This window comes from Streptomyces sp. NA02950 (genome assembly GCF_013364155.1).
Lineage (GTDB): Bacteria > Actinomycetota > Actinomycetes > Streptomycetales > Streptomycetaceae > Streptomyces.
In genome coordinates this window covers 1,849,874-1,876,729 of the sequence record NZ_CP054916.1, presented here as the reverse complement: position 1 = coordinate 1,876,729, position 26,856 = coordinate 1,849,874, and the positions used below count along the sequence as shown (strand labels likewise).

The window sequence follows — 26,856 nt, the reverse complement described above, 5'->3', positions numbered from 1 at the left end:
CCGGCCGGTGTGGGTGTGTACCGGCCGCGTACGGCGCAGACTGGCCCCATGGACTGGTGCCGTTACCGCTTCCGCAGCCGATGGGAGCTCGACGCTCCGCCCGCCGCCGTCTACGCGGCGCTGGCCGACGGCGACACCTATCCGCGGTGGTGGCCGCAGATCCGGGAGGTGCGGCGGATCGACGAGCGGACCGGTGCCGCCCGCTTCCGTTCCCTCGTCCCGTACGACCTGGAGGTCACCGTCGGTGAGGCACGCCAGGACCCGGCGGCCGGAGTCCTGGAGATCTCCCTCTCGGGAGACTTGGAGGGCTGGGTGCGCTGGACCGTCACGGCCCGTGACACCGGCACCCGCGCCCTCTTCGAGCAGGAGGTGGTGGTCCGCAAGCCGCTGCTGCGTCGGCTGGCCCTCCCCGGGCGCCCTGTCTTCCGCCTCAACCACGCCCTGATGATGCGCGCCGGGCGCCGGGGGCTGCGGGCCCACCTGGCCGCCACGGGCGCCGGGCGGCCCGGGACGCCACCGGCCTCCGGCGGGAATCCGGTTTGAACCAAACCCTTCGCGACCTGTATTGTTCAGGTCGTTCCACCGGGGGAGACCCCCACCGGACACTCCGGGCGATTAGCTCAGTGGGAGAGCGCTTCGTTCACACCGAAGAGGTCACTGGTTCGAACCCAGTATCGCCCACCATAAGAAGATTGTTGGAACCCGGTACCTTCCAAGGGCCGCCCGCCAGGGCGGCCCTTGTTAGTTGCAGGCCAGCGCCCGTCCCCGGCTGGGGAGGGGCGCTTTTGGGTTTGGAGGCCGGTAGGACGGCCCGGCGGCGGGGCGGGGCCCCTGGCGGCCCTGTGGGGGCCGGGTGTTGGCTTTGGGCCTCGTGCAGGAGCCTGAACGGCTCCTTGAGCATGTGGCTCACCCGGAGGTCGCCGTTCGAGTCCTCGTCGATATATAGGGCCTCGAAGAGGGCCTGGTTCAGCTGGCGGCGCTGCTGGCCGTTGCAACGCCGGTATAGCGCCTGCGGGTCTTGCAGAAGCTCCAAGCACGCCTCGATGATCTCTGCCGCTGTGCTGAGGTCCTCATCGACGTCGTGAAGCCTGGTTGTCAGACGATCCCGCTGCTTGGTGATCTCTTGCAGCCTGGCCTTGATCTTGGCTTGGGGCAGGCTACCGTCGGCGGCCAGGTCGATGAGGTTGTTCTCCTTGGTGTCGAGCGCACGAAGCTGTTTCGTGAGCTGGGCTTGGAGGAGCTTGGTCGTAGTCTGCTGTTCATCGACCATGGCGGCTAGTTCCGAGCGCATGGTCGCGATGAACTCGGGCGTGAAACGCACCGTGGCGTAGTGGTCCTCGACGGCTTCTTCGGCCTGTTCGATCGGGACGTACGGCAGCTCACAGATGTGATCGAAGCGGCCGTTACAGAAGAAGTACCGGTAGACGTTGCCGTGCCGGTTGGTGGCGTGCTGGACGATCATGCGCCGCCGGTCACCACGGCGGTTATGACAGGAGCCGCAGAACAGTGACCCCTTCAGCTCGTGGTGGTGTACGCGCCGCCTCTCGCGAGCAGTGTTTCGCGTGTCGGCGACCATCTGGACTTGGTCGAAGAGGTCCTGAGGAACCAAGGGCGCATGACGGCCCTTGTACTTCTCGTCGTCGTGGGTGATCCAGCCGCAGTAATAGTCATCGCGTAGGACTACGTACAGCCGGTTCGTTGAGATCCCCCGTTCTGTGGGGTACCGCGCATCGCGCGGCATGCGCAGTCCACGGTCGTACAGCTCTCCCGCTACTTCGTCCACCGTGTACTCACCCGTGGCGTACAGCTCGAATGCCAGGCGAATGAACGGGCCGCGAACCGGGTCGATGGCGACCGTTCGTACCCGGCGACCGTCAACGAGCTCGACGGTGTTGAGGTATCCGACGGGGGTACGGGTGATCGTGCCACCGTTCTTGGCCTTCTGCCCCATCTTGTACTTGATGTCTTCGGCGCTCTGGTTGGAGGAGTACTCGTTGATGACGGCCAGCATCCCGTGCAGCATGCGACCGGTTGGTGTGTCGTCGATGTTCTTCTCGACAGCAGAGATCAGCTTGACGCCGAGCTTCTCCAGGGTGGCAACCATGATCGCGTCGTCCAGCCGGTTTCGAGCGAAGCGGCTGAGCATGTAGACGATTACGTAGCGCACGTTGGGGTGTTCGCGCAGGTAGGCGATCATCTCTTGGAATTCTTGGCGCTCATCGATAGTGCGGGCGCTTCGTCCTGGATCGACGAACTCGGCGACCTTGGAGGCTCCCAGCTCACGCCCTCGTTCTTCAACCTTTTCGCGCTGGGCAGGGATTGAAACGCCTTCAGGGTTATAGTCAGTATCGACCTGCCCCTTGGAGGAGACGCGCAAATAAGCAACATAGTCGTCGCCGGTGATGCGCTGCGCGGCTTTCTGCTTCTGCTTCATGCTTTGGATTTTCTCCTTTCTTCCTTTTCTTGAGTTTTAGTAGTCCTAATGGTAACTCCGTTATGGGTAGATGCCGAGGCTATTTTGGCCGGGAAGTCCTTAAGGTATGGCCGGACTGGCGTGATTTCCGGTGATGAACGCCGGAAACTCATCGGTTGTCACCACGTGGAAGAGCCCGGCAGCCACGAGGTCGCGTAGCTTCGGCTCAGTGTCCAATGCAGCGCGGATAGCGGCTTGCCGTTTTTCGTCAGGCACAACCCATGTCACAGCTGGGAACAATCCGTGCTCTTGTTGGTGGATTCCGGCGTTCGCGTAGTGCTGGTATTGCAGCGCCTTGCGCACGATGACCGGTGCGTGTTCAGTGGCGTTGTCGGCCTCGATGAACCAGTGATGCTCAAAGTCACCGCCGGCTGTGATCGCGAACAGGTCGGGCTTGAGCCACTGGCGCGCACCATGTGCTGACAGGAACGTCCGCCAGCACTCGGGCTCGGCTTCCAGACGTAGCAGCTCAATCTCGCCCTGCCGAGCCAACTCGTAGAGGCGGATGGCAAGGTCAGCGGCAGCGAGCGTATGGGCGATGAAGCTCGGGGACGGTTCGCTGTAGCGGCGTCTGGTGGGGTCGCCGTGCCGAGTACGGAGAAGCCGTTCACCGCTCGCGCCGAGCTGCCACACGATGCCGGAGCTTCCGGCTCGTACGCCCCCGATCCGGCGATGCATCCGGGTGATCAGGTGGCGAGACTCAAGGCGGGTCAGGACTCGGATGGTGGCAACTGCGGCGGCCATCTCGGTTGCGTGGCTCTTGCTGCTGCCCGATTCTCGCGGTTCGCTGCTAATGGGGAAGTGCAGTCGCCGGATAAGTGCGGTGGTCAGTGCGCGGTGTATGCGCAGTGATTCAAGGATGGATAGATCGCGCTCCGAGAGCGACTCGATCAGGCTAGCTATATCGTTGTACTTCATAGGCATCTCCTTTCATTAAGAACAAAATTCGAGGGAAAACCTCACTGCCGCTTCCTTCCTGCCTCCCGCTGCGCGGCACGGGATGCGGCGGTCCGGAATTTCTTGTCAGGGCGTGGAGGGCGCAGGGAGCGCGAGGACAGGCACAGGATGCCGGTCAGTCCCCTCCCGTGCTGGGGCGGCGACCGGGGCTGTCCTGCACGAACACGCAGATGATCTACGTCGTGAACAAAGGGGCGAACAGAGGGCCGAAGAGAGCACGGACTGGATGTTGTGGTTACGAATGGTCAGGTCGGCTTCGACGTTTACGGCCGAATTGCTGCGAGGCATTTTCAGGCGCTATTGGAGGCTCGCCGGTACTACCGGCCGTGAGCGTTGGTGCGGTTTGTGCAGGCGCGTAGTTGGCGCGAGCAGTCGCCCGGAGCGCCTCAGCGTCGGAGATGACTGGTGGCGGTGGCAGTGTTCGAACCAGTGCCCAACCGGACGGAGCACCGCCTGCCACCAAGTTGGCGTAGGCGTGAAACCGGGGGAGAGACATGAAGTCCTGCGGCTCCAGCTCTGGTGCCAGCTTGGCGGCCAGCTCGCGGGCGTCGTCGGCTTCGGTCGCGAACACGACCTTGCTCCGCGCGTTGATGTCCACGGCCGTCCGTAGCTCAGGAGGGAACTGGCTGCGGAACTGAGCGGCCAGGAACCAGCCCACCGAAAGGCTGCGAGAGATCGCGAGGGCGTCGGCCAACGAGGTCGGCTGGTGCAGGAACCGGGGCGCTTCATCGACGTACACCGTGCCTGGCCGTAGGCGGGCATTCGGATCGCTGGCGCGCTCCTGGACGGCTTGCCAGACCTCCGCGATGATCAGGCTGCCGAGCAGACTTGCTACCCCGGGCCCGATTAGCCCCTCGTTCAGGGGCACTAGCACGACCTTGTTGCTGCGGAAGGTGTCCCGGAGCCGAAACCGGCCCTGCCGTTGATCCAGCATCCGCACCACCGCCGGCCGCAGCAGGAACTGCCGCAGCTTGTTCATAGGGGCCGCCAAGACAGCGGCTTGGGCAGCGGGGCCTTGCTCTTCCCATGCAGCCCAGAACTGGGCGAGCGCTAGGTCGCCCTGCACGCGGCCGACAAAGGGGCGACGGAACGCCGGGTCGGCGAAAAGCCGGGGCAAGTCCATCAAGGTGGCCGAGGCGTTCGGACTGCTACCCCGGGCCAGGGTGCGCAAGCCGGAGCTGAACAGGTCGGCGGTACGTGGTCCGTAGCCGTCCGCGAAGACCGAGGCAAAGACCGCGAGGATGCCGTCGACGACCACGTCCGGGTCACGGTGGCCGATGTCGAGCGGGTTGAAGCCGACCGGGTTTTCGTCAGCGGCGTTCAACTCAACAACGTCGTTTACCCGATGCTCTGGCACCCGCGCCAAGACGTCGTCAATGAGCTGCCGTTTGGGGTCGAGCACAACCACGGGCCGGCCAGCAGCTATGTCCGCGGTGATCAGGTGGAGTAGGGCATTCGTCTTACCCGACCCCGAGGGGCCGTAGGTCACGCCGTGATACGTCTGATCCTGCGGCGCGATGCCCAAGAGACGATCGTCGCCGGGTGCTGCACTGCGGGCGAAGACACGTTCTCTCTGGTGCACGTGCGGTGCAGCCCGGAGAGGCTTCGGATGCAGCGGTGGTAATCCGGGTAGCTCCTTGTCGCCAAGTGGCCAAGCGAGCAGTCCCAGTAGCTCGGGTACCGACAGCCGAAGGGGCCACAGCCAGGGAGGCCGAGCCTTGTTAAGGCGGGCCGCTGAGTCTTTGACCAGGCGTATCCGTGTGCCCGGTCCCTGGGCAACGGTCAGGCCCGACAGCACGCCCAGGAGCAACGCTTCACGTCGTTGTCGGGTGATGGCTGCTACACCGACGCGGATCGTGGTCATGAAGCCGGGGTGCTCCGTACGCTTCCTGAGCCGCGCCCGGAGTTCTGTCCCCGCTGGCCTGGTGCCGGTGAGCAGGATGCGTCCAAGCGGCAGGCTGGGGTCGGGGAACTCCGTGGGCAACACGCTGGGCAGGATGCGCGGACCAAGTACGACCTGCACGACCAACGCCTCGTCGTTCGCTAGCGGTACGGCCAGGGCGGACAAGACCGCCCGGGACACGCCCTCAGGGATGTCCATGCTCAGCGGCAGGTAGGAAGGCCGGACGCGCAACCGACCCGCTGATTGCATCCCGGGACGTGCCGGGGGCTGCTCGGGCGTGGCATCGAGGTAGCAGCCCGGCAGGAAATGTCCGAGCAACCGACCAAGGCGTGTGATGTCGACGGGACGTCCACCGACCAAGTAGCGGATCTGGCCACCTTCAGCGCGGACCTCCCACACCAGCCGGGCCACTTGGCGATCAGCCGCTAGCCGGCCAACCACCGCGAGCGCGGTATCGGGGTCAAGGGGGCGCGGCAGGTGCAGCTCGGCAAACTGCAAGCCCTGGTTTGAGGGAGCCATTAGCCAGTGCTCCTCTCCTCGGACGTTTCGGCTTCGGCGATGTGCTGCCGCTGGGCAAGCACCACTGCGAGCAAGGCCTTGCTGAGCTTGCGAATATCCGGCGTCTCCCACCGAACGCCCTCTACGGTGAAGCGGCGTTCAGGCCGCTTACTTCGCGTTCTTCGTGCAGCCATGATCACCGCCTCTCTTGTTCGGATCGTCGCTGGTGCTGGTCGTCACTGGGCACCCAGTAGCCAGGGACTCGAATATCGGCGTCGACTTCGTTGCCCCAGATGGACCAGTCGCGAGTGCTCGGTGGTCGCCTGCGGGCAAACAGCTCCAGGTACGGGCCGACGGAGATCCGCTCGATAACCGCGTACTGCTCGTCGGGCTTCCGGGAGTGTTCCTGGACCGGTGCGTTGATCCACGTTGGCTGCGACTTGAAATTCACCGGGGCCTTGCCACGGGTGCAGAAGAGTAGGTGCTCGGTGCTGTTTCGCAGGTAGGAGCCCAGGCCCAGCCGGAACTTCACCCAGGTGAGGACGGAACGAGCCGTGAAGCCCCAAGCTTCGGCGACGTCGAACCCATCGCGCAGCGAGGCATTGGTGACCCACAACCAAAGGTGCGCGTCATCCTCGGCGAGGTCTGAGACTGGCATCTTTTTGATGCGGTCCAGACTCATGAGCCGGTAATGCTGTTCGGCACCCTTGAGCCCTCGCTGCTGGTGGTCCCATGGGGGGTCGGCCAGGATGGTGTGAAAGCGGGTGGGCGCTACCCGCGATGATGATTCTTTTGTCACGTACTTTGTTACCCTCCTTTTTCTCCTCCGGCTGTATCCCCGGAGGTACTTATACATGTAGAACATTCCGAATAGCTTGGAAATCGTTCATTCGCTTGAATGATCGTGCGAAACTTCAAGCGAATGAACAGGTTGCCCAAACTGTTGCGGTGCTCGTTTTGCACACAAGTCGGGTGGTGGAAATGTTGTTGTGCTATCCACCACGCTTACCCGACTGCGTGCTACCAGCGCCGCCTTTGGCGAACCGTCAGGATGACGGATACCAGCGCGACCACGATCACTCCGGCAACCAAGAATGGAATGACCGGCTGTATGAGGTCGAACGCCCAACGAATGCCGTAGGCAAGCGCTATGAGAAGAACGAGCACATGAAGCGCTCGTCTCTCCCACCCAGATCCAGTGTTCACTCCGGCCGGTACTCCTCGAAGTCCGTTGAGTTACGGAACGGGTTGCAGGCTGTCAGTTCAGTCACCAACCTGCGCTTGCTTTCTGCGCGCCGTGCTTCTTCTCTCTCGCTCAGAGCACAGAAGACGTTCAGCAGCGGCCACCGGCTTTCGGTGGCGAGGCGCTCAAGACTGTGTGCAGTATCGAGCTGGCTCATTCCTTGTCTCCCTTCATCCGACGGATTTTGGTTTCGGCATCACGCCGTTTGCGGGTGATCTCGTCCATGGCGGCATTGGCCTGGTCGAGATGTCGCGCAAGCCTGCGCGCCGTTCGGTCACGGTGCCACTGCCAACTCCGGCCGATAATGACGGCCAGAATCAGCAGCAGCGCGAGCGTCAGTCCGTCCACCTCAGTCGATCTCCGTGTTGAAGTTCGCCACCGACCGGGCTATCCCCTGGATCGTGGTGTTCACGATTAGGGCGATTGCGTCGGCCGCGTGAGGATGGATGGTTTCCGCTTGGCGCTGCACGGCCACGAGGTACGAAACCTCGGTAATGGCGTGGTCACCAACGCTTGCCTTTGCGTGTACGAGAGCCTGTTGTACCTTCGTCTCGCACGCGATGAACGCGATATCGCGTCGTACGGACGCGGGGAGGTTCTTGTGTCCTCCGCCCCGCTTGATGAGTTCGCCAGCCATGTAGGCGAGCACTCCTCTCTGTAGTTCGAGCCGTCCCGGAACTAGGTGCGCTTCCGAGAGGCTTTCGCTCCGCTGTGGAGCGATGAGGAAATCGTGCAGGCCGACGAGGGGCGAAGTCCCTGCGCAGACCGCGCGAAAACCCTGCACAAACCGGCTCTGGCCTGCCAGGATGGCCCCGAGAACCGTCGAAGATCGTGCAGGGGGCACAGGTGGCGGAGGAGCGGCCGATCGACGAACCGCAGCAGGAAGCGGCGGAGGCCAGCGAGGGGCGGGCTGTCCTGGTGCAGCTCATCGCCAGCAAGGAGCTACCGCGCATCCGGCAACGCGGCCTCGATGACCTCGACTTGAGCACCCATAACCGAAAGCCCGTGGACTGTGAGCGCATCGAGCAGCTTGCCCGCTTGCATAGCGAGAAAAAGGGCGTGGATGCCCACAGCCGGCCTGCGCTTGTTCGCGGCCTCATAGATGACGCCCTAAGCGCCTATGCCGAGCACAAGACTGCTTCAGCTACGTTCATCCGAGACCTGTTCTTTAGCTCCCAGGACACAACAACGCCGCTCAGTCCTGGCGACCTTTTGGACGATGCGCGGAAAAAGAGCGGCCTAAGCTCCGGTGCATTTGACAGACTACGGCGCAAGGAGTTCTCCAAATTTGCGGAGTTCCTAGCCCACTACGTGCTCCGCGACGCGACCGTAAGTCGGGAGACAGCGCGGGTCATTTATAGGGTTCCCAAGGGATACGAGCTCGTTCGAGTAGGCTATAGCAGGCGGATATTGCGCGTAACGCTCATAACGACGATGGTGCTCGGCGTCTTGATGCTAGGGGGAGTGTGGGCGTTTCGACTGTGGGTTAAGCACGGACTGCCGCTCGAAGTGGCCAGCGCGCCAGCACAGACTTACAAGGAGCCTTCAACGGACTCGCCAACGGGTCCGACTCTAAAGACCGGCGAGCATCTTAGCCCTGAATGCCTTGCTAAGATCATCAACCAAGAATACGAAGCAGAGTATTGGGCACGCATTAAAACCGATCCGTGGAAGGGTTACTACGCGCCTATGGAGTCATTCGAGGATAGCGATAACAAGGTTCGTTCATTGCTTGCCAACGGCGTGCCGTACTGTCCGACCAAGTGAGCTTCGAGCCCGATAGCGCCACCACGTATGCAGTGCGGGACGACTGGCGCGAGGCCGCGAATGTGCGGGAAGCTGCAACTGCTCAAGGTGCCATGCAGTGCGACCGGTAGCGAACCAGTGGCTTTGTTGCATGCGGAAGATGCAGAAATGGCAGGCATGGAGCGGGAGCGTCGCGCCGTGCGCCGTAATGTCGCCAACTAACGCCACTGGAACACCGAGCGCTTCACAGCGGAAACAGGTTCCGCGGTACCAGTCGAATACCTCCCATATCTGGGCTGGCTTCATGAGCGTGGTGCAACTTCCTTGGTGTGGGGACAAGGCGAGACCGGCTATTCTTCGGGACAAGCCTCGTGGAGTTCCGCCCCGGCATCGAGGCAGATGGCCTCATAGAACATCATGCGGGCAATCGGGTGCGGCGTGACGTGCTCAGCACTCGGGATGATGACGTGCTGTGCCTGGTGCTCCCGGAGCCAGCCGGTGAAGTCACCGAAGCGCAGCAGCCGGTACCGCTCAACGCGAATATCAACGAGGTGCAACATGTTCGCGTAGGCGTACTCATAGAGCTGCTTTTCCAGCGCATCTACCTCGTCGTCCGGCAGGTCGAGGGCACGGATGTACCCGTAAGCGGGCTCTATTTCGCGGCGAGGCACGTTCTTACTCCTTGTCCAGCGAGAGCACGCACCACACGACTTTGCCGCCCGTAGGCGGCAAGTAGTAGCCCCACTCTTTCGAGACGCTTTCCACGATGAACAAGCCCCGGCCGCTTTCAGCGCTCAACGCTGAAAGCCCTTGGCGAACGGGCGGCTGTACGTCAGGGTCGGCCACTTCCACGATCAGGTGGGTACCGCGGTGCCGCAGAATCAACGCCAACCGAGCGGGCCCGGTGGCCGGCGCGGCCTCGACCACGTGTCGCACGGCATTGGTGACGAGTTCAGAGACGGCCAGCGCAGCAGTATCTACGTGGGTCTCTGCCACTTGCCACGCGCTCAGTACGTTACGAGCGTGCCGTCTGGCCCAGCGCACAGCTTCGGTCTGCGCGGCCAGTTCCAGTCGGCTGGTAAAAGGTACCGGGCTCATGGGCGGTGCTCCCTTGCTTGTATGGGGGCGAAGCACGGGAAGCAGCATGGGAGTTGGGGGCGCTAGAACGTCATGGCCCAGCCACATAGGGGGTTATGTATGGCCCGCATAGACAGGGCCACCCCGGCGGCCTAGAGTCCGTAGGCTTGGCTACCAGGCGTACCCGGCAAGGCCCTTACGGAGAGCGGCAGATGGCACAGCAGCAAGGCCGTTACTGCTCGTGCGGCACGAGGCTGGCTCGCGATAACCACGGCGAGCGCTGCGCGACCTGTCAGCGAAAGGCCGCTGCTTCGGCTGCCGCCACGGTGCCCAGTGTTCCGCTCGAATTCTGGCAGCACGAACGCATGCGCGATGCGCTCGCCAGTTGGCACATGGGGCAGGTGTTCTACGCATACCGAACGCACCCGTGGCACGGCCGTGTGCTCTCCCAGGAAGTCATGGCGGCATGGCTCGACCTCAACCAAGCGCAGCTCAGCCGGATTGAGAGCGGCAAGGCACCCCAGGACCTCGCGAAGCTCATGAGGTGGGCGCATAGCCTGAAGATCCCGGCAGACCTACTGTGGTTCAAGCTGCCCGGCGTTGGGCGTGCTGCCGCTACCGCGGTCACCGCCGCTCAACCCGTACTCGAATATCCGACACCGAAGTCGGAGACCCCGCTGGCCGGCGGGCTGTTGCCGGTCGTGGTCAATGGTCGTGCCGTACTCGTTCCCGTCGACGCTGAGACGATTGCAACGAGCGGACTGGGCAGCTTTGTTGGAACGTCGGCGGACGCGTCCGCCCAAGCCACAGAGCGAGATCCCATGAGCCCTCTCAACCGTCGAGCGTTCCTGAGGAACGGCGTCGCTGCGGTAGCGCTGCCCGGTCTCGGCCTAGACGAACTCCAGCATGTTGCCCATGCTCTTGACGACGCTCACCGTTACCTGGACGGTCCGGTCGTCGACTACTTCCGGCGGGTCCTGGACAAGGCCAAGCGCGATGACGGTGCACTTGGCCCCAAGAAGACTCTCCCGGTCATGCTGGCGCTGCTCGGGGCGGTCGAGAGCCAGGCCCGCGAAGTGAAGCCGAGCGTGCGCCGTGAGCTCCTTGCTGTAGGGAGCGATGGTGCGGAGTTCGCAGGGTGGCTGTACCGGGATATCCAGCAGCCGCAGGCCGCCGTGTTCTGGTACGACCGCGCGATGGAGTGGGCACAGGAAGCCGACGACGCGGCCATGCAGGGGTATGTGCTCCTGAAGAAGTCGCAGATGGCGTACGACGAACGGGACGCGCTCCGTATGCTCACGCTCGCTCAGGCCGCCGGACATGACCGCTGGCAGCTGCCGGCGAGGGTGCGAGCCGAGGTCACCCAGCAGGAGGCGCTTGGCCGAGCGATGCTAGGCGACCCTCTCGATGTAGTGCGCGGCCAGCTGGCGGATGCCGAAGCATTGCTCACGAGCGCACCGAATGACGATCCCGACGCTCTTGGGGCCTACTTCAGCGACCACACCCGGCTGGTGCGGGACGCTATTACGCTCACCGAAGCCGGAAAGCCGAGCCTTGCGGTTGATCTGTTCAGCGACGTACTGAGCGCCGGGGCTCTCTCCCACCGTGACACGGGATTTTTTAACGCGCGGCGGGCGGCGGCCCTGGCACTCAGCGGCGAGCCGGACGAGGCCGCGCAGGTGGGCACAGCTTCGGCGCTTGTTGCCCACGAGGTGAAGTCAGAGCGCACCGTGCGTGTCCTCGGTGAAGTCCTCCAGACTCTTGATCGGTGGCATAGCCGGCCCGCGGTGCGAGCATTCCGCGAGACGCTTACCGCGTAGCGGTGAGCCAGTCGGTAACGGTGCGGATGACGAACGCCTGGTACTCCTGGCTCTTGGGGTCAAGGTACTGCGGGTCATCGTGGACGGCGAAGCCATGCTGTGAGCCCTCTACGGGTACGAGCTGCACCGGGGCAGTGAAGCGGGGAACGGCGTCCCGCGACGACTCGAATGGCACGAGGGTGTCTGCCCTGCCGTGCACGATGAGGGTCGGTGCTTGGACTTCTCCCAGTGCTTCGTGAGGGCGCAGCCAAAAGACCTCGTTGAGGATTGGCCGCCCGTGGCGAAGCGTTGGTGTGAACTGGATTGCGCCGCACTCGTTGAGTTCACGGGCTGCGTCCTCGTTGATGACGTCTTCTGCCCAATAGTCCCGGCTGTCGATAGTCCGCCGCTTGTAGTCGAGTTGGGGATTGAATAGCACCAGGTGGCTCACGTCATCGGGACGCTTGGCAGCGTAGTAGGCGCAGATACCGCCGCCGAAGCTCGCGCCAAGCAAGGTGACTTCCTCGGCTTCTGTAGCCTCGCGAACGTACGCCAGCACGGCGCGAATGTCGTTGAGGATGCTTGAGAGCGTTAGCTCTTCCTGTCGCCCTCCGCTTTCGCCGTGGGCGCGGAGGTCAAAACGCAGGCTCGCAATTCCCGCCTCAGCGAGGCCAGTTGCGAGCCGAGTGAAAAAGCCACCCTCTTCCCGGGTGACTCCGCCGCCATGAACGAGCACGACGGCCCGTGTGGTTGGTTCCTGGGGACGTACGAGGGTGCCCGCCAGGTGCAGGCCGTCAAGGGTCCGAACGCTTACGCTCTCAGTCGCCATGCTGGCCAAGCGTAGTGAGCGGTGGCAGCAGCCAACAGGTGGCGTCTCAGCCCTTGGCCAGGCTCGCTATACGAACACCGCGCAGACCCCCTAGATGTGTGGCTTCCTCCCCCCTGTTGTTGCTCAGAAAGGGGTGTGAAGGGGTCTGTGCGGTGTGCCCAGCTTTCTGGGCACTGACGCGTCTTAGTTGTTAGGCCCGTCGTACTGCCGCCATGTGTGGAGGCGCAGATACGTCGCAGGCTGCTCCTGGGACACGTAGCGCACTACCAGTCCATGGTCGGGCATCTTGGCTACAAGGGACTCAAAGGCAGCGTCATCAAGTGGCATCGTGACGTACAGCGTGTGGCAGCTGCTCGGGATGCTTAGCGCAGGACTTGGGGGCACGAAGCAAACTTCACTTTCCACACCCTTGCGCGGCTGCTTAATTGTCATAGGCAGCCCGTCTAAGTAATGCTCCATATCCTTGAGGTCTCGTATGAGGTCAGCCTTTAGGGTGGCTGCTCGCTCCCGGACGACCCTCCGCTCTAGCCGTCTCCAGTGCTTGCGCACTGCTGAAAGGGTGACAGTTGGCCTGTCGCTAAGCACTATGACCTTGCCGGGGAGCTGCCGCAGGATTAGGTGGTGCGCTAAATCCCATGCCAGTGTCCACACGCCGAAACCGCGCACCTCAACGAAAACGCTGTCTCTTTGCCCTGTAGTTGCTCGCGTTGTTTGTGGAAACCACTGTCGCCTAGTTAGGTGCCGTGCCATCCCTTGAACGAACCAGGCGTTTTGCTTGAAGTGGACGTTGCACACGAAGTCGCCTTGCAGACACACCGCAACGTTTGTGAGCGGTTGCATCGTCAGGCAGATGACGCACGGAACAAACGAGACACCTTCCATGTCTCTCGGTAGTTGTATAACTGCCATGGTGCGCTAGCCCTTTGGTGCGTCCTCAATACGCCATATGGTCACATCTATTGACTTGCTGACGGTGCCGTAGTTGTGGCAGATGGCGACCATCATGTATTGCGGTTCATCCTCAACATCGACTCGAGAGAATGAGACGCCCATCTGGTCTATCTCCTCCTTAGTGGGTGCAGACCAGTCAAAAGTCGGCTCCTTACTGCTCGCCGGGTACTGTCCGAGGCTGTAGTAGCGGGTTTCGGCTGGCTCAACATGTTTGGTTATCCTTGTTATGGGCTTGTCCTCCTCCAGGAGGCTACGTAACTTATCTTCCTCGCGCATAGCGCGTGTTCCCCTTTCCCGGCATGTGGCATGTGGTGCCAGCAGGCCAGATAGTTAGTAGTTGATGTAGGCGCACCATTTCGCGTAGGCATTATGACGGTGCAACGTTAAATTCGCGTTAGATATTGTGGAAGTCGCCCGATGTCTTATAATTAGTGACATGCGGAATTCCACCGCGGAGAATCGCTCCGTCCTGAGCGGAGCGATTACAGTTTTAATACAAGCTGAAAGCTTGTAGAAAATTCAAAGAAGTGTTACGGTAAGTAACTGAAACGCCTTAAAGTTGATTAGCAGCTGCTACCCACATGTTATAATTTTGGGTTTCAACATGTCAACTACAATTCAATATAGAAAGCTAGACCGCAGATATGTCGCAGGACAAGCAATATTTCACGAACTCGGAACTCGCATACACATATAATGTGTCGCCCGCTACTGTAAAAAACTGGGTTGATGGTGCTCAGCTCGGTAAGCTTGAACTTACCCTCACTAAGCGCGGCAATAGGTCATATGTTGAAAATACCGCCTTCAACATCAAGTTGATTAAGCAGCTTGTTGAGGAAGGAAGAAAGTACCGACCGAAGAGCACCATAAATAATGTCAAGCCTCGCCCGGAATTCTACAACTTGTTCACCCAAGGTCAACAGTACGACATCGTAAAAAAGCTAGAGCTCTACCATGAGATACCCCGTGAGTACAACTACTTGGGCGAGGGTGCAGCTAACTGGGACAAGTACGCTGTTCGCCAATCTGAGGAAGACGCAGCGAACATGCTGACGGCAACAGTCAAGCTCCTTGAAGTGAATCATCAATACTTAGACGAGTTGTTGGCTAATTATGAGCGTGTAAACGTTGTGGATATTGGCGTAGGCAATGCCTTGCCAGTTAAGGGTCTTCTGGAGCATCTGCTCGATCAGGGGAAGCTCGGCCGCTACATCGCCATGGACATCAGCCAAGAGATGCTGAACATTGCCGAGCGCCATATAAAAGAGTGGTTCGATGGTCGTGTTGAGTTCGAAGGATATGAGTGGGACATCAACTATGAACGCTTCACGAACGTCATTGCGGAGGAGTCATTAGGCGCGAACGCCCACAAGACTGTCAATGTGGTCTTATTTCTTGGCGGGACTGCGGGAAACTTCCGAGAGCCCGACAATGCACTAAGAACTATCAATGAGAGCCTAGGTCGACGAGACCTGTTCATTGAGACGCGGAAGCTCGACAGCGCGACGACACGAGGCTATTTTGACTTTAATGCTAAACCTAACAACAGTGGACTAACGTCGAACCACCGGCTTATCTTTGACCTGCTCAACATTAAAGACGATGCCTACAGTGTTGAAATGGACTTCGACGAGGCCGCGCGACAGCGCTATATTCGCGTTCGACTTAAGAGCGCTTTGAACATCAACTTTGACTTTGAGGATGGCGGGCAGTACACCGTCGAGCTAAAAAGAGACGACACGATACTGCTCTGGCGCTACTGGCACCAGACTGGGCTAGAGGCTTTGCAGCAGCTCGATAGGAATAACTTCCATACTCTTCATGCAAGCCAGACGGATGATGGCGACTACTTGCTAACTATCTCTCAGATCAAGAAAGGCTAACAGTGCAGGCATCGGGTGCTGTTACCTAATCCGTTGTTCTGAGCGTTGTAAAGAAAACCTTTGTACTTTGAGGGAGCTTAAAGGATAATGCCCGCAAGTCAAAGTAACACAAGCGAGATCGCCCATGACAAAGAAACTATCAACTAACGGCTTTTCTGTCGTTGAAGTGGTCGTCGTTCTGTTCGTAGTAGCCGCCCTTGGTGTGGGCGGTTTTTTTGTATGGCAGAAGGCGAAGCACAACGACCACAAGACATCTGACGCCAAGACGCAGACTGACCAGAAGACCGATACAAGCAAGGACAACAACCCTGAGCCGGCGGATCCGTCAGAGGGTGGCAAGTACCTGGTAATTAAGGAGTGGGGCGTTCGCTTCCCGCTGCCCGAGAATATGCGCGGAGATGTGAAGTACGGTTTGCGTACCGACTCCCCAGCAAACCAGCAGTCCGCCTCCTTTGAGGTGGACAGTCTGAGCACATTACCCGGAAGCAGTTGTAACTTTATAGAGCAGTCAGATGGCTCTGGCTTATCTGGCGGTACTGGCGTTCTTCTAGTAAGAAGTCCACAGCCTTTAGATGCCTCTGAGGGTGTTGGCAGTGGTCCTATCTACACATCCAAGGACGGCAAATACTACTACCTAGGAACTCCAAAGTACCTGTGTGCCAGTGACGAAGAGACTGTCGGCGCAGCAAATAATGCCCTCATGACTGGCATAAAAAGCTTAGAGGAGCTGTCGAACTAGATACGCAGCAGCCTTTTCCAACGACGCACACTAGCGACGTGACAATCTAACTAACCGAATAACAGCAGAACGCAGAGCCTGGTGGGAGGCTTTGTGTACGGAAAAATATATGAGCACGGAGCTACATCCACAGAACCTTGAACAACTTGAAATTGAAGAGCCAAGTCTCTTAGAACGTCTGAGAGACAACGCAGGTGCGGCATGTATGAAGCTCGGCAGAGTTGCGGCCTCTGGCCTCCTCATTGCTGGGAGTACCACTGCCGCCTTCATCGCCGAGGATGCCATTAACCCAAGTGTTGCGCACGCAGACAGCACGGCAAAGATTCCCTTTGAGAACGACTATCCATATGCCGGAGCTAAGGAGCTCAACCGAGCCAACTTCGATTGGTGGATTGACGAAAACCATAACGGAGTCTACAACGCTTACGAAGAGTTAAGCCCTTACAAGTATGGATATCGAAACTGCACTGACGGCGCGGCGTACTGGACAGACAAATACATGGGAGTGCGGATTGGGGGTGACTGGGGTAACGCCAATACTTGGGACGAAGGTGCAGCCGCCGATGGGTACGCCGTCAAGGCTGGTAATGCCAGCAATATTCAGCCGGGAGACATTGCTCAAAGCGATTATGGGCAGTGGGGTCATGTCGGCTTCGTGACGGACGTAATCAAGAACGACGCCGGTAGCGTCATCAAGTTAAAAGTGGCTGAGATGAACCACAACAGTGACGGCTTGTTTACGCATGAGGCGTACAGTAGCAAGAGCTCAGCCGGGAAGTTCATTCGCTCGTCTGGCCGCTACTGGGATCACTTCATTGATGTCGGCGATCCTATTAACTCTGCACCTCCCGCCGAAACACCACCACCGCCGGACACGGACGGCGACGGTGTGGCCGACCCTAATGACTCATGCCCGACCAAAGCGGGTCTGGCTGCAAATAACGGTTGTCCCGTGATGCACGTCTATACAGGGACGACCAACGGAAAAATCTACGAGACCTACTGGGGATATGGTAACGCGCTCACGACAGGCCAGCTGGCTAGCGTTAGCTCTCCGGTTACGGCCGTCTCGAACCAGATCGGCAGCAATGGTTTACAGCACGTCTACTTCGGCACCCAGGGCGGTGAGATATACGAGACCTACTGGGGTGCTGGAAATGCTCTGACGACCTCCCAGCTCGCTGACCTCAATTCACCTATTAACACCCTCTCGTCTCAGATCACTTCTGATGGCACCCAGCACGTGTATACCGGCACCCAAGACGGCCGCATCAACGAGACCTACTGGGGACCCAATGACGCGCTCACTACATGGCAGGTTGCGAACACTGGCTCGTCGGTGGAAGCAATATCTACCGACATAACCTCTGGCTCGACCCAACACATCTATTCCGGCACTGCTGACGGCAAGGTGCGCGAGAGTTACTGGGGTCCTAACGACACGCTAACTACCTACCAGATTGCCAATGTTGGCAGTGCGGTTGTGGCTCTTGACTCGGGTATCACGGGCGACGGCGTGAACCACGTCATGACAAGCACCGCAGATGGTAAGTCGTTTGAGACCTACTGGGGCGGAGGCAATTCGTTGACTACTGCGCAAATGGCTAACCTTGGTGCAACGATAACCGACATGGCCTCTCGCTATAACGGTACCTGGCACATCTACAATGGCACTGCCTCTGGTCTCGTGAAAGAAACCTACTGGGGCGGCGGGTTCAACTTGGCAACTGGTGAACTACTCAATGCAGGCTCTCCTGTAGCGGCCATAGCAGCCACGATTACACCCGACAACGTGCAACACGTCTTCACCGGCACACAAGACGGCAAGATTCGCGAAACCTACTGGGGCGGCGGTAACTCGCTCACGACCTCACAGCTTGTTGACTTAGGTGCGGGCGCAGGTATTAGCGATATGTTCTCGCGGGTTAAGTAGGGCTTGCGCCTGCATCGAGGAGGCAGTGCCGTGATTAATCGCTTTACAGACACGGCTTGACGGCGTATATCTGTGGGCATGATCGATCTCAGCCCCCAAGATGTCCTTGAGCTCCCTGTCGATGAGCTGGCACTGCATGTCCTTGAAGACATGGTGCGAACCAACACGTGGAACTCGTACAACTACTGCCTGAGCTACACCACGGACGAGAAGTATCGTGCGATGGGCACTCACCCGGCAAGGGCTGTAGCCGAGGCGGTGCAGTGGCTGCTGTCGCATGGGATGCTTGCAAGCAAGCCCGGTGATAGTAATCCGCAATCTGTTTTCGTGACCCGCCGCGGACATCAAGCTGTGGAGCAGGGTATCGAGACGGTGCGTAGCGTTAACCGTCTGCAAGATAACCTGCATCCTTTGATCGAGGCTAAGGCTCGACGACAGTTCCTCATCGGCGAGTACGAGAACGCCATCTTCGTGTCCATGAAGGCGGTGGAGGTTCGAGTGCGTCAGTTGGCCGGCTTCGGAGACGACGTGTTCGGCACCGACCTTATGACGAAGGCTTTCCGGCAGGGTGGACCGCTTGCTGACCCTGCTGCACCCGCTGGTGAAGTCGTTGGGACCATGATGCTCTTCCAGGGGACTTACGCTGTGCTCCGCAACCCCTCCGGGCACCGCGAAGTGTCTTTCGATGACGTCACAGAGGCATCCGAAGCCGTCATGACCGCCAGCTTGCTCATGCGGATGCTGGACAAGATCGAGCGCAGGTTGACCACGTGACGGATGTGAGCAGGGCGGTCGCCCGGGTAATGCGTTGTCCATTAGTGTGCATTCGGCTTATAATGCTCTGATGGACTTGCAACAAGAAGACGTTAGACAACGCTTCACCTCGCTTGAGCGTGGTGCATGGACGGTCGTTTGCGACAGCTGGCACGATGACGACGCCAACGGTGGTATCTATTGTGCCTTTGCGCTGCCCTCGAAACGAGAGCGCATCCTGAGTGATCCGGGATGGGACATCTCGAAGGGTGACTTCGGCCCCGGTTTTTCACAGCACTATGAGAACGGTAAGCCCGTAGCGACCTACTTCCAAGATGGGGCCCCAGACGGCATTGAGCCGTTGGTTCTTCTCCGTGAGTACTACGGGGTAGTGCCGTCAACGCTTGAGCTGACTCAGCATTTCCGTCTTTACCACAACCTCTACTGGGACGATTTGACGTCTCAGTTCATGCAGCCGCATGACGACGGAACCTCTTCAGTCGCGGTCAAGATCACTGGCAAGAAGGTGGAGGTGCGGACCAAGCTTCTGCGGCAGTTCCAGGCTGCACGGCAGCTCGACCTTGTTCTCTACATTGACTCGGTTAGGTACGGTGCAGAGGGTACTGCTGTGCCCGATGACGCCGAGTGGGCAACTGATGACCTGCGCGCCGGCCTGTATTCGGGTGACGGCATCATGGGGCGTGACTTCACTCGCTACCTAGGCACTCGAGTAGTGTCGTCGCCGCCTGTCGAGAAAAGTGGCATCTGGCCATACGAGGAAGAAGACACTTACTTCCCCGAGTTCATCATTGGGACCGATGATGATGGTGATGAGGTCCGCTATACGTGCAACCCGGAAGCCCTGGCGAACTACTTCGGGGCTAACCCGGACGCGCCTCACTACCTGACGCCGGTCTTCTTCCGCCGGGAAGTCTTGCAGAAGTACTACGACAAGCCCGAGCTTTACGAAGTGTCCGACGGCCGCCTTCGTTGCGCTTCCCTGTGGGGCGTTCAGATCGACAACAGTGCCGAAGAGCATGTGATGGTCTTTCTTGGTGACCTCGGTCGTGACCTGCCTCGCCAGGAGCGTGACTATTGGAGGAGCTTCAACGTTCCGGCAGATGGTCGTCCCAGCGAAACGCTCATCCGTCGAGCCTTCTTCGCTCAGTTTACTGAGCCAACGGCAGAAGACCTGCTCGTGAGGTCTAACTATGTGACGTTTGGGCGTGCATGGAACGAGCGTTACGGATGGGATTTCTTCCGCAAGCCCGAGGAGGCGGACGCTGGACTCTTGCAGCGTCTTCGTCTTCCTCTGAACGACTCCCAAGCTGAGTTCGAGTCAAGCATCCGAATCATGACCCAGCTCTTCGTTGACGCGATCAATGAAAAGCAGGTGCAGGCACAGCTGCCAGACAAGATCGAGAACGAGAAGGGAATCTCAAAGCTCGAACGTTGGCTGAAGTTGGTCGGGTACCCGCACGCTGAGCGAGACGTCCAGTTTCTCCGCAACCTGCAAGAGGTTAGGTCCAAGGCTACGGCGCACCGGAAGAGCAGGGAATACGAGAAGATGCTCACGAAGGTGTTCGGGGACCTCCGAGGACCGGCAGCCGTTAAGGCGCTCTTTGTGTCCGCATTGGCGATGCTGACGGGTCTTAACGAGTGGCTTGCTGTCGAGGATGTAGACCAGGCGGAATGACACGGGATTTTCGCTCGGGAGTTTGTAGAATAAAAAGAGCCCAGCAATCATGAGGATTGCTGGGCTCTTGCGTCATGGGGCGTAACCGCCTACGAACCGGGCTGTGCCTTACCGCGTCTTCGGCTTTGAGTGCCGGTTTGCTCCGGAGTGGCTTCTGCTGCCGTAACTGCTTGTCCGAGAATGCCCGCGATGGCGTTACGTCGTTCCTGGAGCCTTTTCTCCTCGTCGTCTAGTTCAGCCATAGCCTTGTTGCGAACGGTCTCATCGGCGAGTGTCTTGGCAATCCAGTCGTCCAGTGCTTCCACTCCGACATCGTTGACGCTTTGCCCGGTTATACCGCGCAGCCCTTCGATCTGTTCCCGTTGAACGGGATCGATGCGGACGGCGAACACTACTGGCTTGCGTGCGTCTTCAGGCGTTAGCTCCTGTCCTTGCATTTCTGGTGGTTGCTCGGTCATTTAACCTCCTTCCGTTTACTGGTTGGCAGTGGGTATTTATAGCGGGTAGAGCTTAAAGATTGGTTGGCCAGCGCAGATTGGCCCCACCGATCATGCGAAAGGTGGGGCCAATCTGGAGGTTCAGGGCGGCTACTCCCGGCCGTGCGAGTCGCGCATCCTGATGCCGCGCTTCCTGAGCTGGTAGCGCACGGCGCAGTCGGTGACCCCGAGACGTTCACCAACTCTGGCGAGGGACATGCCCTGCGCGTATAGCCGTTCGGCTTCGTCCACGTCGGTATCCGCAAGCTTGCGCCAACGGGTCTTGACGCCCTGACGCCTGAGGATGGCGGTCACTGTCTTTGGAGCGATGCCGAAGTCTTCAGCGAGTTGTCGCCGAGATGTGCCAGCTTTGTAGGCCCGGCAGAGCTTTGCTACCTGATCATCTTTGAGGCGCTTGGCCCTGTTTGTCTTGGGCTTTCGTTTCGGCTTCGGCAAAGGAGCGGAGGGGTCGGGAAGCGTGCCGAGGAGGTTCCGAAGGGCCCGCAGCCGGTAGTGCGTATTCCAGTCAGACCCCTTGTCGCCCACCCCGTGAGGCCGGGCCGCCACAGGCGGCCCGGCCTCAACTGTGTGTGCTTGTACGGCCGGTGCACGGGTATCCGCAGAGAACTTCCACGGTTGAACATCGGAGGGGAACCCATGACCGTCGCGACCGCAGCCGTCCTGTCCCTGGACTGCGCCGAACCCGAAGAGCTCGCCGAGTTCTACGCGGAGGTGCTCGGCGCCGAGATCCTGGCCGTGACCAACGCCGACCGCATCGAGATCGCCGCGCCCGGCGGTACGCGGATGGCCTTCCTCCGCGACCACGGCTACGCCCCGCCGAGCTGGCCGCGCCCGGACGACTCCCAGCAGGCCCATCTGGAACTGCTGGTGGAGGACATCGACGCGGCCGAACGCACGGTGGTGGACCTGGGCGCACGGCCACTGGAGACCCGGTTCAACGGCGGACCGCGCGATGTCCGGGTCTACTCCGACCCGGCCGGACACCCCTTCCTGCTCCGCCTCGGCTGAGAGCCCCGGGAACGCCGTCAGGCCGCGGCCGGCAGATCGGGCCGCAGCGGCCAGGCCGGATCGCACACCTCGTCCGAGCCGTTGAGCGCGAACCACGCCTGGAGGCCGCGGGCCTGCGCCGCGTACCAGACGGTCTGCCGGGCGTGCAGCTCGGCGGGCGTCAGCGTCTCCACCCGGGAGGCGAACCGGCGGCCCACCGCCCGCACCACGTCCAGGGCGGCCATCGCGTCCGCCGCCGCGTCATGCGCCCCGGTCAGCTCCACACCGTAATGCGCGCACAGATCGGCGAGCGTACGGCGCCCCTTGCGATAGCGGTCCAGATGCTTGTCCAGCACCCGGGGATCGAGCACGCACAGCGAACGCAGTGAAAGATAGCCCGACAGGCTGGAGTTGCGGTGCCGCTTCAACTCGCGGTCCAACAGCGTCAGATCGAACGGCGCGTTCATCACCACCAGCGGGGTGCCCCGCGCGCTCTGCTCCGCGATGCCGCGCGCCACCTCCTCCATCACCGGCGCGGGCCAGCGGCCGTGGCGCTGGAGGTGAGCGTCCGTCAGCCCGTGTATCTCGGTGGCGGCGGACGGCACGGGTATCCCAGGGCTCACCAGCCAGCGGCGGATCTCCGGCATGCTTCCGGTCCCGCGCTGGACGACAAGAGCGGCCGACACGATCCGGTCGTGCTCGACATCGACACCGGTGGTCTCCGTGTCGAACGCGGCGAGCGGCCCCTCGAACCAGGACGGCATGGCCTCAACTCCTCGTGCGTGGTCGTGCGATGACAGCTGCAACCCGCCCCGACCAGGTGATACCCGGAGGGAGGTGGCCGAACCGCCGCTGTTTGCCGCCCACCTGACGGGGAGACAACACAGATGTACGGACCGGCGACGACCGGAAGGCGTCAACAGTCATGGCGCTCGCTCAGCCCGACCCGGCCCCGGCGGCGAGCGGTCTGCTGTCCGAGCGGATCGCACCCCTGCGTGGCCACATCGCCACCACCGCCTGTATGGAGACCCTCCAGGTGGGCTATCTGCACGCCGTCGCGGCGGCCGCCGGCTGCTCCCTGGCGCAGCCCTTCCCCGACCACGGCATCGACTGGCACGTCAGCCACAGCGCGCCCGGCCACGCGGCGGACGACGAGGTCACCATCAAGGTGCAGTTGAAGGCCACGTACCAGCTCGCACCGCGGCCGCGCGGGCCTACCTTCGCCTTCACCCTGGACAACGACCATCTGGTGAAACTGGCCCGCACCCCGGTCTCCGTGCACAAGATCCTCGTCGTGATGATCGTGCCGCGCAGCCAGGACGACTGGCTGCGCGCCGGGCACGACCGACTCGCCCTGCGGCACTGCTGTTACTGGACCAATCTGGCGGGCCACCCGGTCACGGGCAGGCGCCGGACCACCGTGCGGATCCCGACCTCGCGGGTCTTCGACGACCGCGCGCTCTGCGAGATCATGACCCGGGTCGGGGCGGGAGGGAGACCGTGATGGACCGGTACCGGCCCGGGGGCGAGCCCCCTCCGGCCCCCGCCACCCCGCACCCCGACGAAGTCGATCCCGCCGTCCTCGGCGCCCTGCTCACCCGGCACGGCTGGCGCCGCCGCGGCGGAGCGCCGGGGCGCTACGCCCGCTGGACCCCGCCGGGGCAGCTCGCGGGCGGCACCAGCCTGCTGGTGCCCGAGACCCGGGACTTCCCCGACAGCGGCGATCTGCTCACCGAGGCGCTGATGGCGCTGGCCCGCAGCGCCGCCCCGTCCGCCCGTGAGGTGCTCACCGGTCTCGCCGTGCCCAGCGATGAGATCCGCTGGTGGCGCGAGGTGCCCGAATCCCACGGCGGCACCGCCGCCTGGACCGCCCAGGAGCGGTTGCGCACCGCCGCCCGCGGGATGCTGCTGGCCGGTGCGCTCGCCGCCCGCGGCCGCGCGGGCTATTACGGCGCACGGCACCGCCGCGCGGCCGAGGAGTTCATGGAGCGGGTGCTCACCGGCCCGGCCGGACCGGCCTCCGGCGGCCGGGCGCTGACCGTCTTCGTTCCCGTCGAGGACGGCCGTGCCGCCACCGCCACCCTGCTCCGCGCGCTGCACGCCCTCCGGGACGCCGTCGACTACCAGCGCGCCACCGGCGGGATGGAAGCCTTCGACGCGGCCGTCGAGGCAGGGGTGAGCCGGGAGCTGACCGAGGCCGTCGTCGCGCTGGTCCAGGGCACCGAGGGGGCGCGGCTGGCGCTGGAGTGGTCCCCGGCCGCCGGTGCGCCGCCGGGCTTCCCGCTGCGCCCCGAGCCGGTGGCGTTCTCGCCCGGCGACCTGCCGGGGCTCCGGGAGGCGGGGGCGCGTTTCGTACGGGACGAGCCGTCCGTGGCCGTGCGGCTCACCGGAGCGGTGGTCCGGCTGCGCCGTACCGGACCCGGCGGCCCCGGTACGGTGCGGCTGCGGGTGCTGGCCGGGGCCGATGTGGCACAGGTGCGCATCGTGCTGGAGGAGGACGACTACCGGGTGGCCGGTCATGCCCATCTGGTGGGGCTGCCGGTCCGGGTCAGCGGGCGGCTGGAGAGCCGGGGCGGCTTCCGGCGGCTGACCGGGGCCACCGGCGTCACCCCGGTCCAGGTCGACGAGGCGGAGCGGGACCGGCTGCTCAAATCGCTCCAGGAGCACCTGGACTTCTTCGAGGAGGCGTGCGGCGGGCCCTGACCGCCGGGCTCGCGGTGGAGCGCGGGGGCGGGCGGCCGGGCGCCCGCGGGGCGGGGCGCGGGGCGGCCGGTGAGCGTGCTCCCCGCCGTTTCGCGGTCGGACCGGTCGGCTCGGTACGATTCACGCTGCGCGGCATTCGCCGCGGGGAGCCACCCATCAGTCAGGAGAGACCGGTGTCAGACGTCCGTGTGATCATCCAGCGCGATTCCGAGCGGGAAGAACGCGTGGTGGCCACGGGCACTACGGCCGCGGACCTCTTCGCCGGTGACCGCTCGATCGTCGCCGCGCGCGTGGCCGGTCAGCTGAAGGACCTGGCCTACGCACCGGCCGACGGCGAGGAGGTCGAGCCGGTCGAGATCACCAGCCAGGACGGTCTGGACATTCTGCGCCACTCCACCGCGCACGTCATGGCGCAGGCCGTCCAGGAGCTGTTCCCGGAGGCGAAGCTGGGCATCGGCCCGCCGATCAAGGACGGCTTCTACTACGACTTCGACGTCGAGACCCCGTTCCACCCGGACGATCTCAAGCGCATCGAGAAGAAGATGCAGGAGATCCAGAAGCGGGGCCAGAAGTTCTCGCGCCGTGCGGTGACGGACGAGGCCGCGCGCGAGGAGCTGGCGGGCGAGCCGTACAAGCTGGAGCTGATCGGCCTCAAGGGTTCGGCCGCGGACGCCGCCGAGGGCGCGTCGGCCGAGGTCGGCGCGGGCGAGCTGACCATCTACGACAACCTCGACGCCAAGACCGGCGAGCTGTGCTGGAAGGACCTGTGCCGCGGTCCGCACCTGCCGAGCACCCGGAACATCCCGGCCTTCAAGCTGATGCGCAGCGCCGCCGCGTACTGGCGGGGCAGCGAGAAGAACCCGCAGCTCCAGCGGATCTACGGCACCGCCTGGCCGACCAAGGACGAGCTGAAGGCCCATCTGGACTTCCTCGCCGAGGCCGAGAAGCGCGACCACCGCAAGCTGGGCTCCGAGCTGGACCTGTTCTCCTTCCCCGACGAGCTGGGGTCCGGCCTCGCGGTGTTCCACCCCAAGGGGGGTGTCATCCGCAAGGAGATGGAGGAGTACTCACGCAAGCGCCACGAGGAGGCGGACTACGAGTTCGTCAACACCCCGCACATCACCAAGGCGCGCCTGTTCGAGACCTCCGGCCATCTGCCGCACTACATGGACGGCATGTTCCCGCCCATGGAGTTCGAGGGCCAGGACTACTACCTCAAGGCCATGAACTGCCCGATGCACAACCTGGTCTTCCGGGCGCGCGGGCGGTCCTACCGCGAACTGCCACTGCGGCTCTTCGAGTTCGGCACGGTCTACCGCTACGAGAAGTCCGGGGTGGTCCACGGCCTGACCCGGGCCCGGGGCTTCACCCAGGACGACTCGCACATCTACTGCACCAAGGAGCAGATGGCCGATGAGCTCGACAATCTGCTGACCTTCGTGCTGAACCTGCTCCGGGACTACGGGCTGAGCGACTTCTATCTGGAGCTGTCCACGCGGGACGACTCCGACAAGTTCATGGGCAGCGGCGACCAGTGGGAAGAGGCCACCGAGGAGCTGCGCAAGGCCGCCGAGAAGCAGGGCCTGGAACTGGTCATGGACCCGGGCGGCGCGGCCTTCTACGGTCCGAAGATCTCCGTCCAGGCCAAGGACGCCATCGGCCGTACCTGGCAGATGTCGACGATCCAGGTCGACTTCAACCAGCCCGCCCGGTTCGAGCTGGAGTACACGGCGGCGGACGGCTCGCGCCGGCAGCCGGTCATGATCCACCGGGCCCTGTTCGGGTCGATCGAGCGGTTCTTCGCGGTGCTGCTGGAGCACTACGCGGGCGCCTTCCCGGTGTGGCTGGCCCCGGTGCAGGCGACCGGTATCCCGATCGGCGACACCCATGTGCCGTACCTGGAGGAGTTCGCGGCCAAAGCCAAGGCCAAGGGGCTGCGGATGGAGGTGGACTCCTCCTCGGACCGGATGCAGAAGAAGATCAGGAACGCCCAGAAGGCCAAGGTTCCGTTCATGATCATCGCCGGTGACGACGATGTGGCGGCCGGAGCGGTCAGCTTCCGCTACCGCGACGGTTCGCAGAAGAACGGCATCCCGGTCGACGAGGCGCTGGCCGAGATCATGGACGCTGTGGAGCGCCGCATCCAGGTGTGATCACGTTCCCCGCGGGGGCGGGGCGATACGAGGGGC

General features: G+C 62.1%; 27 protein-coding genes, 1 tRNA gene and 1 pseudogene. 15 read left to right on the top strand and 14 right to left on the bottom strand.

Annotated elements, in window-relative coordinates:
* Window positions 1-48 precede the first annotated feature (48 nt).
* From HUT19_RS07690 to HUT19_RS42275, 4 genes are all read left to right on the top strand, one after another.
* Window positions 49-543, top strand: coding sequence for an SRPBCC family protein (locus HUT19_RS07690; RefSeq protein WP_176179739.1), 495 nt, complete (start codon window positions 49-51; stop codon window positions 541-543).
* A gap of 66 nt (window positions 544-609) precedes the next feature.
* Window positions 610-684 (top strand) — tRNA-Val (locus HUT19_RS07685).
* A gap of 334 nt (window positions 685-1,018) precedes the next feature.
* A complete protein-coding gene (locus HUT19_RS42280; protein ID WP_217712248.1) occupies window positions 1,019-1,279 on the top strand; it encodes a hypothetical protein in 261 nt (86 codons plus the stop codon).
* A gap of 51 nt (window positions 1,280-1,330) precedes the next feature.
* Complete coding sequence (locus HUT19_RS42275) at window positions 1,331-1,510, top strand: hypothetical protein (RefSeq protein WP_217712247.1); 180 nt, start codon at window positions 1,331-1,333, stop codon at window positions 1,508-1,510.
* Window positions 1,511-1,576: 66 nt separating this feature from the next.
* On the opposite strand, the pseudogene HUT19_RS44200 reads toward HUT19_RS42275, so the two are convergent.
* The 7 genes and pseudogenes from HUT19_RS44200 to HUT19_RS07650 all read right to left on the bottom strand — a co-directional run.
* Window positions 1,577-2,434 (bottom strand): annotated as a pseudogene (locus HUT19_RS44200) (recombinase family protein); the annotation flags it as partial.
* A 99-nt stretch (window positions 2,435-2,533) separates the two neighbouring features.
* On the bottom strand, window positions 2,534-3,391 hold the full coding sequence (locus HUT19_RS07675) for a replication-relaxation family protein (RefSeq protein WP_176179738.1): 858 nt from the start codon (window positions 3,389-3,391) through the stop codon (window positions 2,534-2,536).
* A gap of 274 nt (window positions 3,392-3,665) precedes the next feature.
* Complete coding sequence (locus tag HUT19_RS07670; RefSeq protein ID WP_254885477.1) at window positions 3,666-5,852, bottom strand: type IV secretory system conjugative DNA transfer family protein; 2,187 nt, start codon at window positions 5,850-5,852, stop codon at window positions 3,666-3,668.
* 175 nt (window positions 5,853-6,027) lie between these two features.
* Window positions 6,028-6,630, bottom strand: a complete 603-nt coding sequence (locus HUT19_RS07665; RefSeq protein WP_254885476.1) for an MT-A70 family methyltransferase — start codon at window positions 6,628-6,630, stop codon at window positions 6,028-6,030.
* Window positions 6,631-7,033: 403 nt separating this feature from the next.
* Window positions 7,034-7,231: a hypothetical protein gene (locus HUT19_RS07660; RefSeq protein WP_176179737.1), complete on the bottom strand. Its 198-nt coding sequence runs from the start codon at window positions 7,229-7,231 to the stop codon at window positions 7,034-7,036.
* On the bottom strand, window positions 7,228-7,422 hold the full coding sequence (locus HUT19_RS07655; protein WP_176179736.1) for a hypothetical protein: 195 nt from the start codon (window positions 7,420-7,422) through the stop codon (window positions 7,228-7,230). Before HUT19_RS07655 ends, HUT19_RS07660 begins: the two co-directional genes overlap by 4 nt.
* Before the next feature lies 1 nt (window position 7,423).
* Window positions 7,424-7,711 (bottom strand): hypothetical protein, encoded by a 288-nt coding sequence (locus HUT19_RS07650; RefSeq protein WP_176179735.1) that lies wholly within the window; start codon window positions 7,709-7,711, stop codon window positions 7,424-7,426.
* Between the two features lie 209 nt (window positions 7,712-7,920).
* On the opposite strand from HUT19_RS07650, the gene HUT19_RS07645 reads away from it, so the two are divergent.
* Window positions 7,921-8,841, top strand: coding sequence for a hypothetical protein (locus HUT19_RS07645; RefSeq protein ID WP_217712246.1), 921 nt, complete (start codon window positions 7,921-7,923; stop codon window positions 8,839-8,841).
* Window positions 8,842-9,170: 329 nt separating this feature from the next.
* On the opposite strand, the gene HUT19_RS07640 is transcribed toward HUT19_RS07645, so the two are convergent.
* Together HUT19_RS07640 and HUT19_RS07635 are read right to left on the bottom strand one after the other, a co-directional pair.
* On the bottom strand, window positions 9,171-9,491 hold the full coding sequence (locus HUT19_RS07640) for a hypothetical protein (protein ID WP_176179733.1): 321 nt from the start codon (window positions 9,489-9,491) through the stop codon (window positions 9,171-9,173).
* A gap of 4 nt (window positions 9,492-9,495) precedes the next feature.
* Entirely contained in the window at window positions 9,496-9,918 is a 423-nt protein-coding gene (locus tag HUT19_RS07635; protein WP_176179732.1) for an ATP-binding protein, read from the bottom strand.
* Window positions 9,919-10,109: 191 nt separating this feature from the next.
* On the opposite strand from HUT19_RS07635, the gene HUT19_RS07630 reads away from it, so the two are divergent.
* Window positions 10,110-11,717 (top strand): helix-turn-helix domain-containing protein, encoded by a 1,608-nt coding sequence (locus HUT19_RS07630; RefSeq protein WP_254885475.1) that lies wholly within the window; start codon window positions 10,110-10,112, stop codon window positions 11,715-11,717.
* On the opposite strand, the gene HUT19_RS07625 is transcribed toward HUT19_RS07630, so the two are convergent.
* Both HUT19_RS07625 and HUT19_RS07620 read right to left on the bottom strand, forming a co-directional pair.
* On the bottom strand, window positions 11,707-12,525 hold the full coding sequence (locus HUT19_RS07625) for an alpha/beta hydrolase (RefSeq protein WP_176179731.1): 819 nt from the start codon (window positions 12,523-12,525) through the stop codon (window positions 11,707-11,709). The two genes, HUT19_RS07630 and HUT19_RS07625, sit on opposite strands and share 11 nt — an antisense overlap.
* A gap of 915 nt (window positions 12,526-13,440) precedes the next feature.
* On the bottom strand, window positions 13,441-13,752 hold the full coding sequence (locus tag HUT19_RS07620) for a hypothetical protein (protein WP_176179730.1): 312 nt from the start codon (window positions 13,750-13,752) through the stop codon (window positions 13,441-13,443).
* Window positions 13,753-14,120: 368 nt separating this feature from the next.
* On the opposite strand from HUT19_RS07620, the gene HUT19_RS07615 reads away from it, so the two are divergent.
* The 5 genes from HUT19_RS07615 (at window position 14,121) to HUT19_RS07595 (ending at window position 20,480) form a co-directional block, all read left to right on the top strand.
* Entirely contained in the window at window positions 14,121-15,359 is a 1,239-nt protein-coding gene (locus HUT19_RS07615; protein ID WP_176179729.1) for an L-histidine N(alpha)-methyltransferase, read from the top strand.
* A 124-nt stretch (window positions 15,360-15,483) separates the two neighbouring features.
* Window positions 15,484-16,098: a hypothetical protein gene (locus HUT19_RS07610; protein WP_176179728.1), complete on the top strand. Its 615-nt coding sequence runs from the start codon at window positions 15,484-15,486 to the stop codon at window positions 16,096-16,098.
* A gap of 109 nt (window positions 16,099-16,207) precedes the next feature.
* Window positions 16,208-18,031 carry a CHAP domain-containing protein gene (locus HUT19_RS07605; protein ID WP_176179727.1) on the top strand — a complete coding sequence of 608 codons (1,824 nt, stop codon included), beginning with the start codon at window positions 16,208-16,210 and terminating at the stop codon, window positions 18,029-18,031.
* Between the two features lie 78 nt (window positions 18,032-18,109).
* A complete protein-coding gene (locus HUT19_RS07600) occupies window positions 18,110-18,805 on the top strand; it encodes a TIGR02391 family protein (protein WP_176179726.1) in 696 nt (231 codons plus the stop codon).
* Window positions 18,806-18,875: 70 nt separating this feature from the next.
* Window positions 18,876-20,480, top strand: a complete 1,605-nt coding sequence (locus HUT19_RS07595; protein WP_176179725.1) for a hypothetical protein — start codon at window positions 18,876-18,878, stop codon at window positions 20,478-20,480.
* An 89-nt stretch (window positions 20,481-20,569) separates the two neighbouring features.
* Here HUT19_RS07595 and HUT19_RS07590 read toward each other — a convergent pair whose 3' ends face one another.
* Both HUT19_RS07590 and HUT19_RS07585 read right to left on the bottom strand, forming a co-directional pair.
* Complete coding sequence (locus HUT19_RS07590; RefSeq protein ID WP_176179724.1) at window positions 20,570-20,938, bottom strand: hypothetical protein; 369 nt, start codon at window positions 20,936-20,938, stop codon at window positions 20,570-20,572.
* Between the two features lie 129 nt (window positions 20,939-21,067).
* Window positions 21,068-21,502 (bottom strand): hypothetical protein, encoded by a 435-nt coding sequence (locus HUT19_RS07585; protein WP_176179723.1) that lies wholly within the window; start codon window positions 21,500-21,502, stop codon window positions 21,068-21,070.
* A gap of 111 nt (window positions 21,503-21,613) precedes the next feature.
* Here HUT19_RS07585 and HUT19_RS07580 point away from each other — a divergent pair, with 111 nt between their 5' ends.
* The gene (locus HUT19_RS07580; protein ID WP_176179722.1) at window positions 21,614-21,985 is read left to right on the top strand and encodes a VOC family protein; all 372 of its coding nucleotides are present in this window, start codon (window positions 21,614-21,616) and stop codon (window positions 21,983-21,985) included.
* Window positions 21,986-22,002: 17 nt separating this feature from the next.
* Here HUT19_RS07580 and HUT19_RS07575 read toward each other — a convergent pair whose 3' ends face one another.
* The gene (locus tag HUT19_RS07575; protein ID WP_176179721.1) at window positions 22,003-22,728 is read right to left on the bottom strand and encodes a 3'-5' exonuclease; all 726 of its coding nucleotides are present in this window, start codon (window positions 22,726-22,728) and stop codon (window positions 22,003-22,005) included.
* A gap of 161 nt (window positions 22,729-22,889) precedes the next feature.
* Between HUT19_RS07575 and HUT19_RS07570 the strand changes: the two genes are divergently transcribed.
* The 3 genes from HUT19_RS07570 to thrS all read left to right on the top strand — a co-directional run bounded on the left by HUT19_RS07570 (window position 22,890) and on the right by thrS (window position 26,820).
* On the top strand, window positions 22,890-23,468 hold the full coding sequence (locus HUT19_RS07570) for a DUF4365 domain-containing protein (RefSeq protein ID WP_176179720.1): 579 nt from the start codon (window positions 22,890-22,892) through the stop codon (window positions 23,466-23,468).
* On the top strand, window positions 23,468-24,667 hold the full coding sequence (locus tag HUT19_RS07565) for a hypothetical protein (protein ID WP_176179719.1): 1,200 nt from the start codon (window positions 23,468-23,470) through the stop codon (window positions 24,665-24,667). Before HUT19_RS07570 ends, HUT19_RS07565 begins: the two co-directional genes overlap by 1 nt.
* 173 nt (window positions 24,668-24,840) lie before the next feature.
* A complete protein-coding gene (gene thrS / locus HUT19_RS07560; RefSeq protein WP_176179718.1) occupies window positions 24,841-26,820 on the top strand; it encodes a threonine--tRNA ligase in 1,980 nt (659 codons plus the stop codon).
* Window positions 26,821-26,856: the final 36 nt, after the last annotated feature.

Excerpts from the sequence above, each read along its gene's own strand:
- HUT19_RS07610 (WP_176179728.1), top strand. The coding sequence starts at position 15,484 with ATGACAAAGAAACTATCAACTAACGGCTTTTCTGTCGTTGAAGTGGTC.
- HUT19_RS07630 (WP_254885475.1), top strand. The coding sequence starts at position 10,110 with ATGGCACAGCAGCAAGGCCGTTACTGCTCGTGCGGCACGAGGCTGGCT.
- HUT19_RS07675 (WP_176179738.1), bottom strand. The coding sequence starts at position 3,391 with ATGAAGTACAACGATATAGCTAGCCTGATCGAGTCGCTCTCGGAGCGC.
- HUT19_RS07605 (WP_176179727.1), top strand. The coding sequence starts at position 16,208 with ATGAGCACGGAGCTACATCCACAGAACCTTGAACAACTTGAAATTGAA.
- HUT19_RS07590 (WP_176179724.1), bottom strand. The coding sequence starts at position 20,938 with ATGACCGAGCAACCACCAGAAATGCAAGGACAGGAGCTAACGCCTGAA.
- HUT19_RS07620 (WP_176179730.1), bottom strand. The coding sequence starts at position 13,752 with ATGCGCGAGGAAGATAAGTTACGTAGCCTCCTGGAGGAGGACAAGCCC.
- HUT19_RS07595 (WP_176179725.1), top strand. The coding sequence starts at position 18,876 with ATGGACTTGCAACAAGAAGACGTTAGACAACGCTTCACCTCGCTTGAG.
- HUT19_RS07650 (WP_176179735.1), bottom strand. The coding sequence starts at position 7,711 with ATGGCTGGCGAACTCATCAAGCGGGGCGGAGGACACAAGAACCTCCCC.
- HUT19_RS07625 (WP_176179731.1), bottom strand. The coding sequence starts at position 12,525 with ATGGCGACTGAGAGCGTAAGCGTTCGGACCCTTGACGGCCTGCACCTG.
- HUT19_RS07580 (WP_176179722.1), top strand. The coding sequence starts at position 21,614 with ATGACCGTCGCGACCGCAGCCGTCCTGTCCCTGGACTGCGCCGAACCC.
- HUT19_RS07600 (WP_176179726.1), top strand. The coding sequence starts at position 18,110 with ATGATCGATCTCAGCCCCCAAGATGTCCTTGAGCTCCCTGTCGATGAG.
- HUT19_RS07660 (WP_176179737.1), bottom strand. The coding sequence starts at position 7,231 with ATGAGCCAGCTCGATACTGCACACAGTCTTGAGCGCCTCGCCACCGAA.
- HUT19_RS07575 (WP_176179721.1), bottom strand. The coding sequence starts at position 22,728 with ATGCCGTCCTGGTTCGAGGGGCCGCTCGCCGCGTTCGACACGGAGACC.
- HUT19_RS07615 (WP_176179729.1), top strand. The coding sequence starts at position 14,121 with ATGTCGCAGGACAAGCAATATTTCACGAACTCGGAACTCGCATACACA.
- HUT19_RS07635 (WP_176179732.1), bottom strand. The coding sequence starts at position 9,918 with ATGAGCCCGGTACCTTTTACCAGCCGACTGGAACTGGCCGCGCAGACC.
- HUT19_RS07565 (WP_176179719.1), top strand. The coding sequence starts at position 23,468 with ATGGACCGGTACCGGCCCGGGGGCGAGCCCCCTCCGGCCCCCGCCACC.
- HUT19_RS07690 (WP_176179739.1), top strand. The coding sequence starts at position 49 with ATGGACTGGTGCCGTTACCGCTTCCGCAGCCGATGGGAGCTCGACGCT.
- HUT19_RS07570 (WP_176179720.1), top strand. The coding sequence starts at position 22,890 with ATGGCGCTCGCTCAGCCCGACCCGGCCCCGGCGGCGAGCGGTCTGCTG.
- HUT19_RS07670 (WP_254885477.1), bottom strand. The coding sequence starts at position 5,852 with ATGGCTCCCTCAAACCAGGGCTTGCAGTTTGCCGAGCTGCACCTGCCG.